Annotated in this window: 7 protein-coding genes; 1 reads left to right on the top strand and 6 read right to left on the bottom strand. The window is 64.1% G+C overall.

What is annotated here, in order from left to right; translation table 11 throughout:
• Positions 1–4: 4 nt before the first annotated feature.
• Positions 5–1,474, bottom strand: coding sequence for a type IVB secretion system protein IcmH/DotU (gene icmH, locus ACRANW_RS04670; RefSeq protein ID WP_479433372.1), 1,470 nt, complete (start codon positions 1,472–1,474; stop codon positions 5–7).
• Positions 1,471–2,808: a type VI secretion system baseplate subunit TssK gene (gene tssK / locus ACRANW_RS04665; RefSeq protein ID WP_479433371.1), complete on the bottom strand. Its 1,338-nt coding sequence runs from the start codon at positions 2,806–2,808 to the stop codon at positions 1,471–1,473. The genes icmH and tssK overlap by 4 nt, the downstream gene beginning before the upstream one ends.
• 135 nt (positions 2,809–2,943) lie before the next feature.
• Here tssK and ACRANW_RS04660 point away from each other — a divergent pair, with 135 nt between their 5' ends.
• On the top strand, positions 2,944–4,332 hold the full coding sequence (locus tag ACRANW_RS04660; RefSeq protein WP_479433370.1) for a peptidoglycan DD-metalloendopeptidase family protein: 1,389 nt from the start codon (positions 2,944–2,946) through the stop codon (positions 4,330–4,332).
• Here ACRANW_RS04660 and ACRANW_RS04655 read toward each other — a convergent pair.
• Genes ACRANW_RS04655 through ACRANW_RS04640 form a run of 4 tightly spaced genes read right to left on the bottom strand, consistent with a single transcriptional unit; the run spans position 4,329 to position 17,057 of the window.
• Positions 4,329–4,820, bottom strand: coding sequence for a DUF4123 domain-containing protein (locus ACRANW_RS04655; protein WP_479433369.1), 492 nt, complete (start codon positions 4,818–4,820; stop codon positions 4,329–4,331). The two genes, ACRANW_RS04660 and ACRANW_RS04655, sit on opposite strands and share 4 nt — an antisense overlap.
• Positions 4,813–5,265: a PAAR domain-containing protein gene (locus tag ACRANW_RS04650; protein WP_479433368.1), complete on the bottom strand. Its 453-nt coding sequence runs from the start codon at positions 5,263–5,265 to the stop codon at positions 4,813–4,815. The genes ACRANW_RS04655 and ACRANW_RS04650 overlap by 8 nt, the downstream gene beginning before the upstream one ends.
• Positions 5,266–5,270: 5 nt before the next feature.
• Entirely contained in the window at positions 5,271–8,411 is a 3,141-nt protein-coding gene (locus ACRANW_RS04645; RefSeq protein WP_479433367.1) for a CHAT domain-containing protein, read from the bottom strand.
• Positions 8,412–8,423: 12 nt separating this feature from the next.
• A complete protein-coding gene (locus ACRANW_RS04640) occupies positions 8,424–17,057 on the bottom strand; it encodes a two-partner secretion domain-containing protein (RefSeq protein ID WP_479433366.1) in 8,634 nt (2,877 codons plus the stop codon).
• Positions 17,058–17,080 lie beyond the last annotated feature (23 nt).

Here is a 17,080-nt window from a genome sequence, read left to right as displayed (position 1 = left end):
CTGTTTACTGGCCGATTTCGAGCACGAACTCGACCCGCCGGTTCTGCGCCTTGCCTTCCGCTGTCGCATTCGAGGCGAGCGGAACAGTGTCCCCCAGCCCTTCCACACTGATCCGGCCCGCATCGGTCAGTTGTGCGCGCACGATTCCCGCCACGGTTTCGGCCCTGGCCTTGGACAAGGCGAGGTTGTCAGCGAATTCGATCGTCGGGCTGATCCGGTCGGAATCGGCGTGCCCTTCGATCGTCACCGAGCCCTTTTCCAGCTGGATCGCCTTGCCGATTTTTTCAAAGATCGCAGAGCGGCCTGGCACCAGATCGGCAGCGGCCGGTTCGAACAATGTCCCCACAGTGGTGCGCACACGGTTGCCCTGCACCACCACCAGCCCTTGCGCGATCTCTTCGGCGAGGAAGGTACGCAGCCGTTCTTCAGTCCCGGTGGGTGGTAGCTGGAGCACCTGCGCATCGCGCGCCAGCGCCACCGGTTCCCCCGGAAACAGCGTCGCCACGCGGTCATGCGCGTCCTGCCCGGTCAGCATCAGCGTGAGGATGAACATGAGGTAAATCAGGAAGCACAGCCCCGCCGCCGCCGCTGCTGCCAGACCGATGATGCTCCAGAAATTGTGCGGCTTGCGCGGTGCGGCCTCACCGCGCCAGTGGGTCACGATCTCGCTTTGCGACAGGCTGCGCACGTGTTCCAGCGCGCCGATCAGGCTGGCCATCACCTGGCCCTTTTTGCTGTGGCCATCGGGCATGGCGCGGGTGCGCCCTTCGAACCCGGCGGCCAGACAGGCGTGGAACAGCTCGATCAGATCGCGGTTGCGCGCCGGATCGCGCAGCACTTCATTGACGAAATCCCAGAAGCGGTCGCCCGCGATATTCTCGCGGAAGAAGGTGACTACCATATTGCGCTGCGCCCATTGCGCCCCGCCGCCGCCCACGCCCGGCAGGTTCTGGGCGATATCATCAATCGTGGCGCACAAGGCATATTTGGCACGCTGCTTCACGCCATCGGGATAGGCGGGTTGGATCGCGGCATCGAAGGCGCTGATCGCATCCTTGGCGCGGGCATGAAATTCGCCCATCGAAATCTGCCAGCGTCCCGATTGCAGCGCGGCCGCCATGGCCAGAACCGGCGCGGCGTGGGCCATGATGATGTTGCGATCATGGCGCGGCTGCGGCGGCTGCGGCACGGAATCGCTGAAATTCTGCTGCGCCAGCACCGGCCCGCCGGGCGCTGCCGCGCCGCCTGCCGGCGCGGTCGCGGCAAAGGGATCACCCCCTAGTGGGCTGAAGCCGCCCCCTCCTGCACCTGCGGGCGGGGCTGCGGGCGCGCTCTGGTTCCAGTCGTCCATCCCGCCGGTAAACCCGCCCGCGGCTGGCGGCGGCGTGCCCAGATTTGCAGGATTGCCATCGCCCCCGCCGCGCTTCAGCGGCGAAGGCCTGAACACGGTCTTGTTGCGATCGTCGCTGGTCATTTTTTCTGCTTAACCGCCCACAGCTCGAGTTTGAGTTCGGGCCAGTCGTCGGAAACAAACAGGCCCAGCGCTGCTGCGTCGTAAACCTCCGGCCAGTCCGGAGATCCGCGATCGAGTTCGAAATAGACAAAGCCCGGCAGCACATGCAGCTGGCTTGGCGGAGTGGTGGTGTGCCGCAGCGCAATGCCCGGTAGCGCCGATGCCACGAGCGTTGGCATCTTGGTATTGGGGCCAATCTTGCACACAGCCGGGAAACGCTTGCGGATATCCTCCATCGCCTTGGTCTTGTCCGACACGGCGAGGTAGATGTAGCTTTGGCGCAGCAGCGTGCGGTTTTTAATGACATGCATGAACTGCCCCGGCCCGCGCGCCACCAGCGCCAGCGGCTCCACCGAGCGTTCGATCACGCCCGACAGCAGCAATTGCAGCAAATCAATCAGCGGATCGAAGCAACCTTGCAGGTTTTCATGATCATACAGCGGCAATTCAGGCGGGCGGCGTTCCTTGCGGGTCAAGGTCGACACCTCGCCCGCCATCGCGCGCAGGTTTTCGAACACGCGTTCGGGATGCATCGCAGGCATGTGCGCCAGATGGCCGAGGATCGCGACCCAGCGATTGAGCGCCTGCAACAGCAGAAACGCCTTGTAAGTATCCTGCCCCCCTTCGGTCGTTTCCGCCGCCCGCAAAGCCAGTTCTGCGATCATCTGGTCCGCCCGTCCGATCAGGTCGGACAGGCTGGCCCGCAGACGACAGGCCTTAAGATCGAGGGTCGGCGCGATGTAGCGATCATCAAAGACCAGCTTCTTACCCGCAACCTCACGGATGCGCGCAAGGCCCAGCAGCAGGCGGCCCTCGGTCTCGTCAGGCGTGATGCCGTATCGCAGGTTGGCGCTGGCCAGTTCAATATCTTCGCTGGTGCGCTCGGTGGCGAAATTGTCGCCGATGGTTTGTTCCGCCACCAGAAAGCGGGCATCAAGCGATCCGCTTTCCTTGTCCATGAACTCCACCGCGCCGGAAATCCGTGGCGGCAGCGTCAGATAGATCACCGCGTCGCGGGTCTGCGGGCTGATCGCGATCGGCATGGGCGCGGGCATATCGGCGGGAATGGCAAATGGCGTCCCGTCCGGCATAATCCCGCGCGCCTTGCGGATCGCAAACTGGCCCAGCTCTGCCAGCGCGTGATCGATTTCCAGTTCGACCACACCCCACGAAAACGGCAGCGCCCAATCATGACGTGCAGAAACAAAGCTTTCGACAAAGCGATCCTGTGCCTGAAAGTGTTGCGGACGCAGGAACATGCCCTCACGCCATGCAACACGATTTCTATCGCTCATGCCTTGCCCCCCCAATTGACAACAGTTAAGCATAGGTTGCAGGGCAGATAAAGCATAGCGTTGTATTGCGCTGGCGATTTCGTGACTTTTACTGGGGCGGGTCCTACGATTGCCCTGTTTTTGGACACAGCGGTGATGGAACCAGAATCCACCAGTTTCAATCCGCGCACCTGGGTTGGTCCGACTGTGCCAGCCGATTCCCCGCCCGAACACGCGATGCCCGGCACTCTCGCTCCGGCAAAGCGGCCGCAACCGGGCCTTTGGATCGGTGGCGGCGTGGCAGCCATCGCGGTCACCGCCGGGCTTGGCCTGCTGGTGCCGTGGAGCGCGTTTTTCGGCAAGCCCGCCGCTGAAGCCCGGCCAGTGGCGACTACGACCGCAGCGGCCGCTCCGATTGCCGCGCCGCGCTACGACACCCGAATTTTCCCGGCTGCCGACATGAACGAGCTCGGCCTTGGCCTCGAAGAAATGGGCATTGAAACAGGCGACGCCTTTTTTGCCGCCGAAGAAGTCATCGCCGCGCTGGGCACAGTCGAAATGATGACGATTACACTGGAGCTTGACCGCAAGGGGACAAAGCCCGCGATCCATACCATCGCCGCAGAGCTTGAAAACGGCGCTGCTATCCGGCTGGTGCGTAATGGCAAAGGCGGCTTCAAACGGGAAAGCGTGGTCGAAACCGCGCAGGTGCAAGTCCGGCAGATCGAGGGCACAATCGCGCACAACGTCTTCTATCTCTCCGCGGTCGAAGCGGGGATACCCAACAGCCTCGTTAGTGACTTCACCAAGGCCTTCGCCTTCGATGTTGACTGGGCGCAGATCAGGCCGGGCGATCGCTTCAGCGCGACATGGGAGGAAACCGTCACCCGTGCAGGCCGCGAGGTCGAGCCGCCGCGCCTGATCGCCGTAGAATTCACTACCGAAGGCGTCACTCGCAGCTTTTACGCTTTCACCCCGCCCGAGGAGACCGAACCGCGCTGGTTTGACGAACGCGGACAGGGCAACGCCCGTTCGCTGATGCGCACGCCAATTGATGGCGCACGCATCACCTCGCGCTTCGGGGTGCGCGAGCATCCGATCTATAACACCAAGAAAAAGCACAACGGCGTTGATTTCGCGGCCCCCATCGGCACGCCGATCTACGCAGCGGGCAAAGGCACGGTTATTTTTCAGGCGATGGCGGGCGGGGCCGGCAACTTCATCAAGATCGATCATGGGGACGGTCTGGAAACGCGCTATATGCACCTCAACGCCTTTGCCGAAGGGCAAGGCGTGGGCGCTGCCGTGATGCAGGGACAGGTGATCGGCTATGTCGGCACCACCGGCGGATCGACCGGACCGCACCTCCATTTCGAAATCCGAACCGAAGGCGATTATGTCGACCCGCTGAGCTTCGAAAACACCGTAACCGAAGCCTTGGGCGGCGAAGCCTTGCGCATGTATCTGGCGCAGCGCAAGGCGATCACTGCAGAAATCGCGCAGAAGAACCGTCCGAAAAAGACTACGCCTAACGCGGTACGTTAAGCGGGAATTACAGGGGTGGAAACTGGCGCGGCCTGCGATACCCTCAACCCGCCATCCCACCAATACCGGCGACGACCATCCGGGCCGAGATCGATGATGACCATTTCGATCCCCGTAAAAAAGGGACCGATTTCCTCTGCGGTCGCGCTTTGCGCGAAGGTCGCAAAGACGCGCGGGTCCCAGAACCGAAACAGCACCACATCGCCCAAGGGAAGGCGCGCGGTGGTAAATTTGCGCAAATGCCGACGCAACGCCCGCAGACTGAGCGCAGATTGGCAGGCCATCCCCCAGAACCGCCCTGACTCATGCCGTCGCCACAATTCGGGCAAGTGTTCGCCGGGTGCCATGCGCACCAGATGCGGCAGCGCCGCGAGCGTTTCTTCGGGATAATCGGATTCGTAAAGGCACACGTGCTGGCTCGCCGTGCAAATCACCGGGTACAGCCGCGGATCGGCGGCACCATCGACGACGGCGAACCAGTCAGCCACCGCGTGCCGTGCGCATGGCTTCGCAGATGCGGCAGAACGGTTTTGCGGCTTTGTGCGCGCCGATCATGGCTTCCGCCTGAAGGCTTGGCGCCGCCAGCGGCACAGGCACAGCCATGCCCGTTCCGCCGCCACCACCACCGCCCCCGCTATTGGCTGCATCGCCAATCAGCACGGTCGGCGCGCCGCTGACGATAACGCCGCCGTGTGCGGTATTGTCACCGATCCGCGCAGCGGGAAGATTGCCGACCAGCACCGTGGCAGAACCCTTCACGATGACATCGGGCGGCCCGGCGCACACGCATTGGTCCGATACCCGCGCCTTAGGCATCATGCAGGTCAAGACGTTGAGCTGCCCCTTCACCACCGGCCCACCCACATGTGGCACCGGCCCGGGATTGACCATCGGGCAGGTATGCATGTCGGTGATGCGGGCGGCAGGCGGCACAGCGCTTACCGCGCTGCTACTGTCATCTTGGCGCCGCCAAGAATGGTGTTGGCAGTATCCCCCACCACGAAGAAACTCCCCCAGAAGAAAGGATGCGAGGTTTCGGGGATGTCAATCAGCGTGGTCTGCGCTGTATTCAGCGATTGCGAAATCGTCTTGTCGCGTCCGGCGGCGTAGAATTCCGCCATGAGCAGCGTGGTCGCATCATTGTTGGCCGCTTCCCAATAGGTCGCCATGACCGATCGGCTGCCGGCGGCAAAGAAGGCGCGCACCAGCCCATCGAGCGTGCTTCCCGGCCGGGCCTCACCTGCGCGGATCTGTGTGTTTTCACCCGTCCGCGACGCAGTGTCGCACGCCGACAATACCACCAGGTTGGCATCAAGCTTCAGGCTGGCAATCTCGTCGAAGCTGAGCAGTAGATCCGAAGCGCTTGTCCCACCGAACGAGGTCAGCAGTGCGGCCGGTGCACCATCGCAATCGAACTGCCCTTCCGTCAGCCCGTGGGTGGCAAAGTGCAGCACCTTGTAATCGGCAAAGCCGTTAGTCGTTGCGCCCCTGCGGACGACCTCGGTGTCAGAAAACTGCGCACCGCTAATCAAAGTCGGCTGCCCGTTCAGGCCCAGAGCTTGAGCTGCGATGAAAATCTCGTCAGCCGCAATCGGCGAGAATAGATTGCTGTAAGCGGCCACGGCCGTCGCATCGATGAGGCACGGACCGATCCGGAACTTGCCACCGGTCCCGATCGGCTGCTGCCCGATGCTTTGCGGCGCGGCAAAGCCGATCAGCGCCTGCTTGGCCCGCGACGGCGCAAATTCTCGTGAAGCGATGAAGCTGCGCGGCGACATCGCCACCGATGTCGGCATCTGCTTGGCGAGGAATGCGACCTCGCTATAGTCATGCCGCGCTCTGGCTTTGGTCTTGCCCCTGGCCGCCGGCGCCGGCCGGTCAATGACCAGCAGGCCGGCCGGCATCCCGGCAAGCACGGCCCCGCCATCGAACACCAATTCCGTGCGGGCACGCAGGTTTCCGTCGATATCGGCGAACAAAGCCTGATAGAGCGCGGTCGAGGTTCCAACCGAGAAGTCCGGCAACACCCGGTCATCGCCCACTTCGGCTGAACGCCGCACTGCATTGGCAAGGCCGATGATGTCATTGGCCGCAAGCTTGGGGCGGACCGGATAGGCATTGTCGCGGTCCACCATGATGCCGAAGACCCGATCATTCATCACGGTCAGGCGGACATAGCCCTCGCCAGGCTTCAGCTTGGCCTGAAGCGCGGCCAGATCAGCCGGGCGGTCAGACACCTGTGCAAGGCGGGAGTTGGCCGCCAGATCGGCTTCCACTTCAGAGAAGGCCGCCTGGACACGTGCGCGTTCTGCCTCCAGCGCGTCTACCGGCTGGCCCAGATTACGGCCATCGACAATCCTGGCAGCCAGCGCGTTCAGCTGGCGGCGCAGGTCAAGCCGTTCACGTTGCTGGATGGCAATTGCCGGATCGTCGCCGACAACCTCCTGCAATTGGCTGAGCTGCCGCGCGGCGCTGCTTTCGCCTGCGACCTGCAAGGCATCGAAATACCGGCGTGCGGCCACCTTGTCCCCGTCGGCCATACGCCCAGCCAGCCGATCGAGATAGGGATGCAGCAGGCCGGTCGAAAAACCGGAGCTGGCTTCACGGGCGGACAGCATGGCATCGAGCGCAGCGACATAGGCCGCGTCAATTTCAGCCGCCGGGCGGCGCGCACGGTCAATGATCGAGGCCCGCTCCAGTCGCAACTCCGCCACCGCCGGATCGTCAGGCGCGAACGCGCCGCTGCCCGTGGTGGCGGTCAACTTGGCGATAGCATCGTCGAAGGACGCGACAGCCCCGGCATAATCGCCGCTTTCGGCCTGAATGCGGCCACGCTGGCGCACCAGTCGGGCGTTCAACCAGAACAACCCGTCCTGATTGATCCGCTGCCCTTCAAGCGAGCGGGTGAGCCGTTCCAGCTCGTTCTGACCCAGATCAATCGCCCGCAGCGCCGCCTGACGATTGCCGAGCGACAATTCCGCGACGCTCAAGGCCCAGTTGCCCTGCACGCCGATCACGGTTTCACGCGCGAGTTCGAGATTGGGAAGGGCAATCGCCGAACGAATGTCGCCGCCGTTGTTGACCACCGTGTTGAGCTGCACCAGCGTGGCGGGATCATTCAGGCCCAGAACCTGTGCATTGGTCCGGCTGGCGAGCGGGGCAAGGATTGTGCGCGCCGCGGCAAAGTCACGCTGATTGAGCGCGTGCAGGCCGCGGTAGGTTGCAAGCTTGGGCTGCAAGGCGCGCTGATCTGCAATGCCGAATGTGCGAATGACGGCTTCGGCTTCGGCCAAATTGGTATCGGCGCTGCGGAAGAACCGGATGTTGGAATCCGCAAGCCCTGCTTCAAGCAGCAACTGCGCGCGCACGGCGGGCGCTGTCGCTTCAGGCAGGCGGTTGAGTTCGTTGCGCAAGAAGCGCGAGGCATCGGCGCTTAAACCGCGAAAGTTCAGCTCCGTCGCACGGGCGAGCAGCGTATCGGCGGTTTCGCGCGGGCCATCGCCTTGTGGCACCATGGCCAGATTGGCAGGTAGAGGGCCGAGGCTGGCCAGATCGACCGGCGTTCGGGCCGAGGACACTGCGCCATCGCCCGGCTGACCGGTCAGCAGCAAGGCCGCCTGATAGCCCGCGCCCACCGCGTTACTTGCTGCGGAAATCTGCACCGCGCTGCTACTGATATCAGCATCGATCACAATCGTGGCAAAACCGAGCGCTGGGTCGAAACAGCGCCGCGCGCTGGCGCGGTCAAATCCAGCCAAAGTGATATCGCTCGCCTCACCGCATTGCAGATCGCCGCTGGCCTCGGCGCGCGCCGCTGTCGAAGAGAAAACACGCACGCGCGCCAGCGCATCGGTCACCGCGCCGGTGCAATTGACCGAATAGACGTCCTGATTCTTCACAAAATCGCGCAAGGCCGGATCGGTCCAGTTTGGCGCGGCAGTGCAGCGTTCACCGCTGGCATTATCGCCCAGCGCCAAAATCCCCGCTGGCCCTGAAGCCGGCACCGTGGCGCAGGCCGGCAGAACAAGGGTCAGCGCGGCGCCGCCGAGGATATTCAGGGTCAGCCGTAGTCCCGACATTTACAAAGCTCCCTAGTTGCTGACGCAGACGCCATTGGCGTCCCGCTGCTCGCAGTCCTCATTGGTCCCTGATGCGCGCGCCGCATCGGAGAACAGGCTTTCATTGTTAGTGCCCACCAGCGGATCGAAAGGCACCAGCAGCCGGTCTTCCGCGACCAGCAGCGAAACCACTTCGCGCGGCACACTCAAGACGACATTGCCCACGATGGTTGTTACACAGTCCGCACCGCTCCCAATGACGCAGCCATTGATGCGCGAAGCATCGAGCAGAATGCTGTCGTTGAAGCCGATGACCGATCCCCCCGCGATCGAAGCCGCAGGGCCTTCGAACCCGTTGATCGTGCCAAACAGAGCGAAGGCATTGGTGCCCGCGCTGCTAGGGGATGGCGAGGCCGTGGGATTGAGCGTCAACGCCGGAGCCGCGCTATTGCCGCCGGACAGCACGACCCCCTGGAAGGCGTTGCCGGAGGCGCGTGCTGCCGTGTTCTGGAACAACGCCGACCCGCCATAAGTGACCGTGACATTGCCCGCTGTCAGATAGACCGGGTTGGTAATCGGCCCCAACGGATTGTAAAGCTGCTCCTGCGGCGCCGCGATAAACTGCCGCACCAGTTCGGCAATCGACAAAGGCTCGACCCGGTCAATCAGGCTCTGTTCGCCGAACACGATCGCGGAACCGCGCAGTTCGAGCGTGTTGGTGCCTAAATTGATGGCGGCCGCGTTGACATCGGCGGTGATACGCGAGGCGAGGCCAGTGCCATCTGCCGCACCGCCCAGCCGTACGGAACGCGTGCCCGCCGTGGCCGTGAGATTGCCGCTGATCGTCATCCGCCCCGTGGTGGCAACGGCCACCGCTGTGCGGCCCGCATCCGCGCCGAACGTCACGCCCGCGATGCCGACGGAACCGGTTCCGGCGTCAATCAGCAGGCTATTGGCGCGGATCAGCGCCAGTTCGGCGTCGGTCAAGCGGACATCGCCGGTGGCGCTGCCTAGACCGACGCTGCGGTTGTTAAATGATTTCAAGATCACGTTACCCGGGTCGACCGGCCCTGCGGCAAAGGCGATATCGCCCGCTTCGATGTCGATCGTGCCGGTGCCTGCGCGCAACGCCTGGGTGGTCGCCGTGCCGCTGGCATCAACCGTGATATTGGCCGCTTGCGCCGCGCCGTCGAAAGTCACGGTGGCCGTGCGCACCATGGTGCCAACGGTCAGATTGCCGCCCGCCGTGATCGCGTTGGTGCGCACCGCGCCGCTGGTGTCGATGGCGATGGCCTGGGTTGCATTGAGCGCACCCAGCGTCACCGCGCCGCCCGCCGTGCTGTCCACATCGATCGCGCCGCCGGCACCGCCTGCGCGGGTCGCCGCGATGGTTGTCGCGGTAATCGCACCGCTAGTGCGCAGGGCCACGTCGCCGCCCGTCGCGGCGATGGCGCCGGAGGTGAGTGTGCGGGCATTGGCCGCGATCCCGCCGCCGCGGGCGGTCATGGTGCTGGCCGCAATCGCACCTTGGGTATCCAGTGTGATGCCCAGATCGGCAAGCAACGCGCTCAGGTTCAGGGTGCCTGCAGCATCGCCCGTTCCGGTGCTGTCGATATCAATGCTGCCGCCAGCGCCGCCCATACGGAGCGCCGTGATCGTGCCCGTGGTGATATTGCCGGTCGAGAGCAACCGCACGTTGCCACCGCTCGCTGCGAGCATGCCCGCCGCGATCGAACGCGCGTCAATATCGATACCGCCGGCGGTCGCGGTCAGGTTTGGCCCCCCAAACGCCCCCGTCACGTCCAGCGTGATGCTGCGCGCCGAGGCATTGCCGGTGAGAGTCATCGCTGCCGGCTTGCGCAGCGCGCCGACCACCAGATCGCCCGTCGCCGCAATCGCGGCGGCGGTGATGGTGCCGGTGGTATCGAGCGTGATGTCCGCGCCCGAGGTCAACGCCCCGAGATTGAACGCGCCGCCCGCCGTGCTGTCGACATCGATCGCGCCGGTGGTGTTGATCGCGGCGGTGGTGACGTTGCCGGTCGTCAGCAAGGTCGCACCGCCGCCCGTCGCTGCCAAGGCGGCGGCAGTGATCGTTGCCGCATCAACATCAATTCCGCCCCCGGTCGCGCTCAGGTTCTGGCCGACAAAGGCCCCCGTTACGTCAACCGTGATGCTGCGCGCCGAGGCATTGCCAGCGAAGGTCACCGCCGCCGGTTCGCGCACACCGCCAACTGCCAGAGCGCCGCCCGCGGCAAGCGCGGCAACAGTAATGCCGCCCGTGGTGTCGAGCGTTATGCCCTGACCTGCGTTCAGTGTTCCCAGAGCCACCGCACCACCGCGGGTGCTGTCGACATCGATCAGCCCGCTCGCCGTGATCGCTGTGGAGTCGATCCGTCCGTCGGCTTCGATCACGACATTGCCGCCGGTCGACGTCAGGTCCAGCGTGTTGATGGCACCGCCCGAAAGCAGACGAATGCTCTGCGCACTGGCAGCGCCGGTCAGGGTGACAAGGCTGGGCGCATTGGCTGCACCCACCACCAGCGCCCCGCCTGCGGTGATCGCGCCTGCAGTGGCGGTGCCGCGCGTGTCGAGCGCAATGCCCGCACCCGCGCTCAAAGTCCCGAGATCCAGCGCACCCCCACCGGTGCTGTCAATGTCGATTGCGCCCGTAGCCACGATCTGAACGACGTCGACAATTTCCGTCGCTTGCAGGATCGCATCGCCGCCATTGGCCGACAGGATCGCTGCTTCAATCGACAGCGCCCCGATATCGATCACCCCGGCGGTCGAGGTCAGATTGCCCGCTTCCAGCGCGCCGGTGGTATCGATCGTGATGCTGCGTGCCGTGACCGCGTCCTGGAAGGTTACCGCGCCCGGCATCCGGGTTGCCCCCACCACCAGATCGCCCGCTGCGCCGATCGCAGCGGTCGTCAGACTGCCGGTCGTATCGAGCGTGATCCCTGCCGCGCCGACCAGCTCGCCCAGATTCAAGGCGCCGCCACTGGCGCTGTCGATGTCGATCGCACCGGCTGAACGGATCAGCGTGGTGGTGACACCACCACGCGCCAACAGAGTCACTCCGCCGCCGGTCGTCTGCAGCACGGCCGCGTCGATTACGCCCGCGTCGATAGTGATCGCCCCACCGGTCGCGGTGAGGTTGACCGCATCGAAGACGCCGCCTGAATCCACTGTAATGCCTTGCGCGCGGGCATTGCCGGTGAAGGTCACCGCATTAGAAAGGCGTGTGCCACCAACCACCAGCGCGTCATCCGCCGTGATGCCCGCTGCAAGGATGCTGCCCGTGGTGTCGAGCGCGATCCCACCGCCAGCGTCTAGCGTGCCGAGCGCAAGCGCTCCACCAGCGGTGCTGTCCACGTCAATCGCACCAGTGGTGGTAATCGAAGCAGTCGTCACGAAATCACGCGACAGCAACGTGGCACCGCCGCCATTGGCAAGAAGATTGACGGCCGTGATCGTATCCGCGCCGAGATCGATGACCCCGCCGGTCGATTCAAGCCCGAGGGCGGTGAGCGCGCCTGCGGTATCGAGCGTGATGCTCTGCGCGGCGACATCGCCGGTGAAGCTCACGGCGCCCGGCGTCGTGAGCTGGCCCACCTGCAAGGCGCCGCCAGCCGTGACTTCGCCCGCCGTAATGACGCCCGCCGTGTCGAGCGTGATGCCCAGGCCTGCGTTGACAACGCCCAGATCGAGCGTGCCGCCAGCGCTGCTTTCCACCGCAATAGCCGCGTCGCTGTTGATCACGGCGGTGGTCACATCGCCCGCAGTCAGAAGGTCAACGCCATCGGTGGCTGAAATGGTCGCCGCACTGACCGATCCGGCATTGACGCCGACGATTCCGTTGGTCGCGGTCAGATCGAGCGCGGTCAGCGCGCCGGTGGTGGCAAGCAGCATTTCAGCTGCACGAACATCGCCCGTGAAGGTCACGGCGTTTGGCTCAAGCGCGGCGCCCACTGTCAGCGTGCCGCCTGCGGTGATGGCTGCGGTCGTAAGGCTGCCGGTGGTATCCAGCGCAATGGCCCCGCCCGCGTTCAGCGTACCCAGATCAAGCGCGCCGCCGCCGGTGCTTTGCGCCGCAATGGCGTCGCCCGCCGAGATCGCGGAGGTGGTAAGGGCGCCGGTTGCCGTAAGCCCGACATCACCATTGACCGCTGTAACGGTCGAGGCAGACAGATTTGCCGCGCCGAGCGTAACGTTGTCCTGCGCCGTGACATTGCCGGTGGCAAGTACTCCACCGATCGACACATCGACATTACTACCGATCAGCGTCTCGGCGGCGAAGGTGAGTGCGGAGGCTCCCGGAGCGCCGGTGAAGGCAGGACGGCTGGCATCACTGCCCATTCCGGTGGTAAGGATTGCGCCTGTGTTGACGGTGCCAGGGGCGCTGATGATCACATCGTCGCCCGCCGTGATCGCGCCTGCAACAATATCTGCCGCGCCGATCACCAGCACGTCGTCGCCTGCCGTCAGCGCGCCAACAGCGATTGCCTGACCGCTCTGAAGTCCGATGCTTCCTGCGGTCGCGTTGCCAGCCAGCGACGTTGCCGCCGATCCGGCCGTGATCGTATCGGTCGCGGTGATCAGAAGATTGCCGTCATTGGTGCGCAGGTTGCCTGCCAGCACACCGTTTCCGGCGCCGCTGGCTGAGAGCGTCAGGCCAGCCCCGGCGTTGCGGACCGAGACATTGCCGACCGAGAGATCTCCGCCGGTCGTGCCCAAGGCCAATGACTGGTTGGAGGCAACATCGCCGGTGGTGATGGCACTGGCACCGCGCAAGGTAATCAGATCAGCATCGAGATCGCCTGTGGTAACCGTGCCGCCCACATCGGCATCAATTGCGTTCGTAGCGATGATGTTCTGGGCCTGCAGCGCCCCAAGCGCATCAATGGTGACATCGGCCGCCGACACGTTGCCGGTGAAGGTGACCGCACCCGGAACAGCCGTACTGCCCACCACCAACGCTGCACCGGAAGTGACTGCACCCGTGGTGATGCTGCCCACCGTGTCGGCTGTGATCCCAAGGCCTGCGTTCAGCGCACCAAGATTCAGATCCCCGCCGCTCGCGCTGTCCGCATCGATCGCGCCGCTCGCATTGATGGAGCTTGTGGTGATGCCATCGAACGCAAGCAGGGAGACGTTGCCGCCACTCGCTGAAACGACGCCTGCGTTGATCGACAAGGCATCAACATCAACCCCGCCAGATGTTGCTGCAAGTCCGCCCGCCAGAACGCGCAGGTCGCCTGCGGTATCAATCGCGACGCTGCCTGCATTAACGCCCACGAAGAAGGTTGCCGCACTCGGCTCCGCAACCCCGCCGACGGTCAGAGTACCGCCAGCGGTGACGGCGCCCCTGACCGAAAGGTCGCCAATCGTATCGAGCGTGATGCCCTGATCCGCTGTCAGCGCATCGATCGTCAGCGCACCGCCGACAATGCTGGCGATATCGATTGCGCCGCCTAACCCTGCTGCCGCGTTGCCAGTCACATTGGCGGTGGCGATCGCGCCCACGGCACGCAAAAGAACATCGCCGCCGGTCGCCTCCACTGCATTTGCAGTGATCGTGCCAGCCGACACATCCACCGAGCCCGCAATCGCGCCCAGATTACCGGTGCTGACCTCCCCAGCGGCGTCGATCAGGATACTTGCAGCGCTGACATTGCCGCCGCTGAAGCCGACAACAACGCCCGACTGACCGACAGACAGGGCATCACCCGCAGTGATTGCACCAAAATTGACTGTGCCGAGGGTTGATAGAGTGATCGCACCGCTCGATTCCAGCACGCCGAAATCGAGCGTCTGCCCGCCTGAACTGCCCACATCGATGGCGCCGCCCGTGCCATTCATCACCAGCGACGTGATCGACAGCGCGCTGACCGTGCCCAACGCTGCCAGATCGACGTTGCCGCCGTTCGCCGCGACATTGCCCAGCGCAAGGCCGCTGGCCGTGCTTTCCACATCGATGCTGCCGCCAGCGCCGCCTGCACGCGTCGCGGTGATCGAATTGGTCAGGATCGTGCCTGAAGCGAGCAGCCGCGCATCGCCGCCGGTTGCCGATAGATTGCCGCCGGGGTTGGCCGTGATCGAGGCTGCTTCGATGTTGATACCGCCATTGGTCGCAGTCAGATCGAAGACGGTGAAGGCTCCGCCCGTATCGGCGGTGACGCTCGCAGCCGAAACATTGCCGCTGAAGTTCACTGTTGCAGGCGCCAGCGTGCCGCCAACAACCAGCGCCCCGCCCGCAGTGGTCGCCCCGGCTGCAATAGTGCCTGTCGTGTCGAGCGTGATCGCACCGCCGGCAGTGAGGCTGCCAAGGTCAAGCGCGCCACCCGCCGTGCTGTCCACATCGATCAGATCGCTGCTGTCGATCGACGCCGTCGTGATCGTGCCGGTCGCCCTCAAGGTCGCTCCGCCGCCCACCGTGGACAGGGCAGCGGCGGTGATTGAGGCCGCATCAATATTGATAGCGCCTGCAGTGGTGCTAAGGTTCTGACCGCCAAAGGCTCCGGTGACATCAACCGTGATGCTGCGCGCCGATGCGTTCCCGGTGAACGTGACTGCCGCCGGTTCGCGCACCGCGCCGACGACCAGATCGCCCGCCGCGGTTAGGGCCGCAGCGGTGATGATGCCCGTGGTATCGAGCGTGATGCCGGCGCCGGCATTCAGCACGCCGAGATTGATAGTACCACCGCCAGTGCTGTCGACATCGATTGCACCACCGAGCCCTGCCGCGGTATTGGCAGTAATGTTGCCGGTGGTGACACCGAGCGCAGCCGTGAGAACGACATCGCCGCCGGTGGCCTGCAAAGCGCCTGTGTTGATGACGTTGGCACCAATGCCGATCCCGCCTCCGGTCACGTTCAGGTCCTGCGCGGCGAAAGACCCGGTCGTATCAACAGTGATGGTACCGGTCGCAACATCGCCGGTGAAGCTAATCATGTTGGGCACGGCAATGCCGCCGACTGTCAGAATACCGGGAGCGCTAATCGAACCGGTCGTAAGGCTGCCGGTGGTGTCGAGCGCAACGTTGAAGTCACCATCGAGCGCGCCGAGATTGAGATTCCCACCCGATTGACTGCGCACGATGATGGCCCCAGCGCCGATCAGATTGCCCGTCGCCGCGCTGATCGATGTCGTAGTGATGCTGCCTATCGCATTAAGCGCTGCATTCCCTGCTTGCGAAGACACCGCGCCTGCAGTGATTGAGGCAGAGTCAATGTCCACGCCGCCTGCGGTCGCGGTCAGGCCCTGTGCTGCGAAGGCTGCGGAAGTGTCGACGGTGATGCTCGCTGCGCTGGCATTGCCGGTAAGGTTCACCGAACTCGGATCGGACGTCCCGCCAACTGTCAGCGCGCCGCCTGCTGTAATCGCGCCAGTGGTGAGGCTGCCGGTCGTGTCGAGCGCAATGCCCGCACCAGATGTCAGTGCACCGAGGTTCAGCACGCCGCCCGCCGTGCTATCGACGTCAATCGCGCCGGTCGCGTTGATCGATGCGGTTTGCACGCCATTGCCGGCCAGCAAGATCGCCCCGCCGCCTGTCGCCGAAAGCGCTATTGCGCTGATCGCGTTTGCATCGATGTTGATACCGCCAGCGGTCGCAGTCAGATCATTGAGCGTCGCTGTACCGCCGGCACTTAGGCCGATGCTGCTGCCAGTGATCGGCGCGGCTGCGGTGAAATTGCCATCGGTGTCGAAATCAACCGCACCTGCACTGGTAATTGCGCCGCCGAAATCTACTGTCACCGTGCCGCCGCCGGTCTGTTCGGCGAACAGGCGCACGCCGTTATTGGTCGCCTCCACGGCATTGGCCGTGACTGTCGCGTTGACCTGCAGGACCGCATCGATCACGCCATTGGCGGTGACCATCGCAAAATCGATCCCGGCGCCTTCCACCGCACCGGCAACGGTCTGGCCCTGCGCCACGGTGGTTCCGGCGTTGACGACATAGGTCAGCGGGCTGTTCGGTGTGAAAGATACATCGACATCGGCGGCAGTAACGAAGCTGACCCGGCCCGAATTGGCATCGAAGCTGGCATCGAGATTGAGCCGTTCCGACACGAATGCCAGCGATCCGTTGGTTACGAAGGTGACATTGGGCGAAGTCGTTCTAAGCGGATTGCCGAGGCTGCTACCGAAGTTCAACGTGCCCGTACCGTTCAGCGCAGGGTCTGCATTGTCGTAGAAATCGAACAGTTCCTGATCGTCGACATCCAGCGTCGACGCGAAGAAGCTGGCGCTGTTCACACTGGCACCATTGCCGAACAGGATGCCGTTCTGGTTGATCAGCCACAGATTGACGTTGGGCGCGTTGATGGTGCCACTGATGTCGGACGGGCTGGCGCCGATCACGCGGTTGACCAGCGTTGCCGTGGGATCGACGGTGCCATTGATAACACTGACCGTGGTGCCGGTGGTCACGTTGAAGCGGTTCCAGTTGGCCACTACCACGCGCGACAGCACTGTCATGTCGGTCTGCGTCGGGGTGGTATCGACAACCACCAGGCGCCCGCCATTGCCACCGCTATCGACCGCGTCGACAAGATCGCCCGATCTTACCAATTGGGCTTGGGCCACCCCCGGCACAGCAAAGGCTGCGGCCATGGCGGTGGAGAGCAACATGCTCGAGCGGAACGTCCGGTTCGCAATTGCCATCTCGAATTCTCCTGTCGCCTGAG

The organism is Erythrobacter sp. 'gip.4 top 5' (assembly GCF_056495765.1).
The sequence above is the reverse complement of the archived record's forward strand: the minus strand, read 5'-3'. Positions and strand labels throughout refer to the sequence as shown.

What these genes read in the sequence shown, in the direction of transcription:
- icmH (WP_479433372.1), bottom strand. Translation starts at nt 1,474, where the DNA reads ATGACCAGCGACGATCGCAACAAGACCGTGTTCAGGCCTTCGCCGCTG.
- ACRANW_RS04640 (WP_479433366.1), bottom strand. Translation starts at nt 17,057, where the DNA reads ATGGCAATTGCGAACCGGACGTTCCGCTCGAGCATGTTGCTCTCCACC.
- ACRANW_RS04645 (WP_479433367.1), bottom strand. Translation starts at nt 8,411, where the DNA reads ATGTCGGGACTACGGCTGACCCTGAATATCCTCGGCGGCGCCGCGCTG.
- tssK (WP_479433371.1), bottom strand. Translation starts at nt 2,808, where the DNA reads ATGAGCGATAGAAATCGTGTTGCATGGCGTGAGGGCATGTTCCTGCGT.
- ACRANW_RS04660 (WP_479433370.1), top strand. Translation starts at nt 2,944, where the DNA reads ATGGAACCAGAATCCACCAGTTTCAATCCGCGCACCTGGGTTGGTCCG.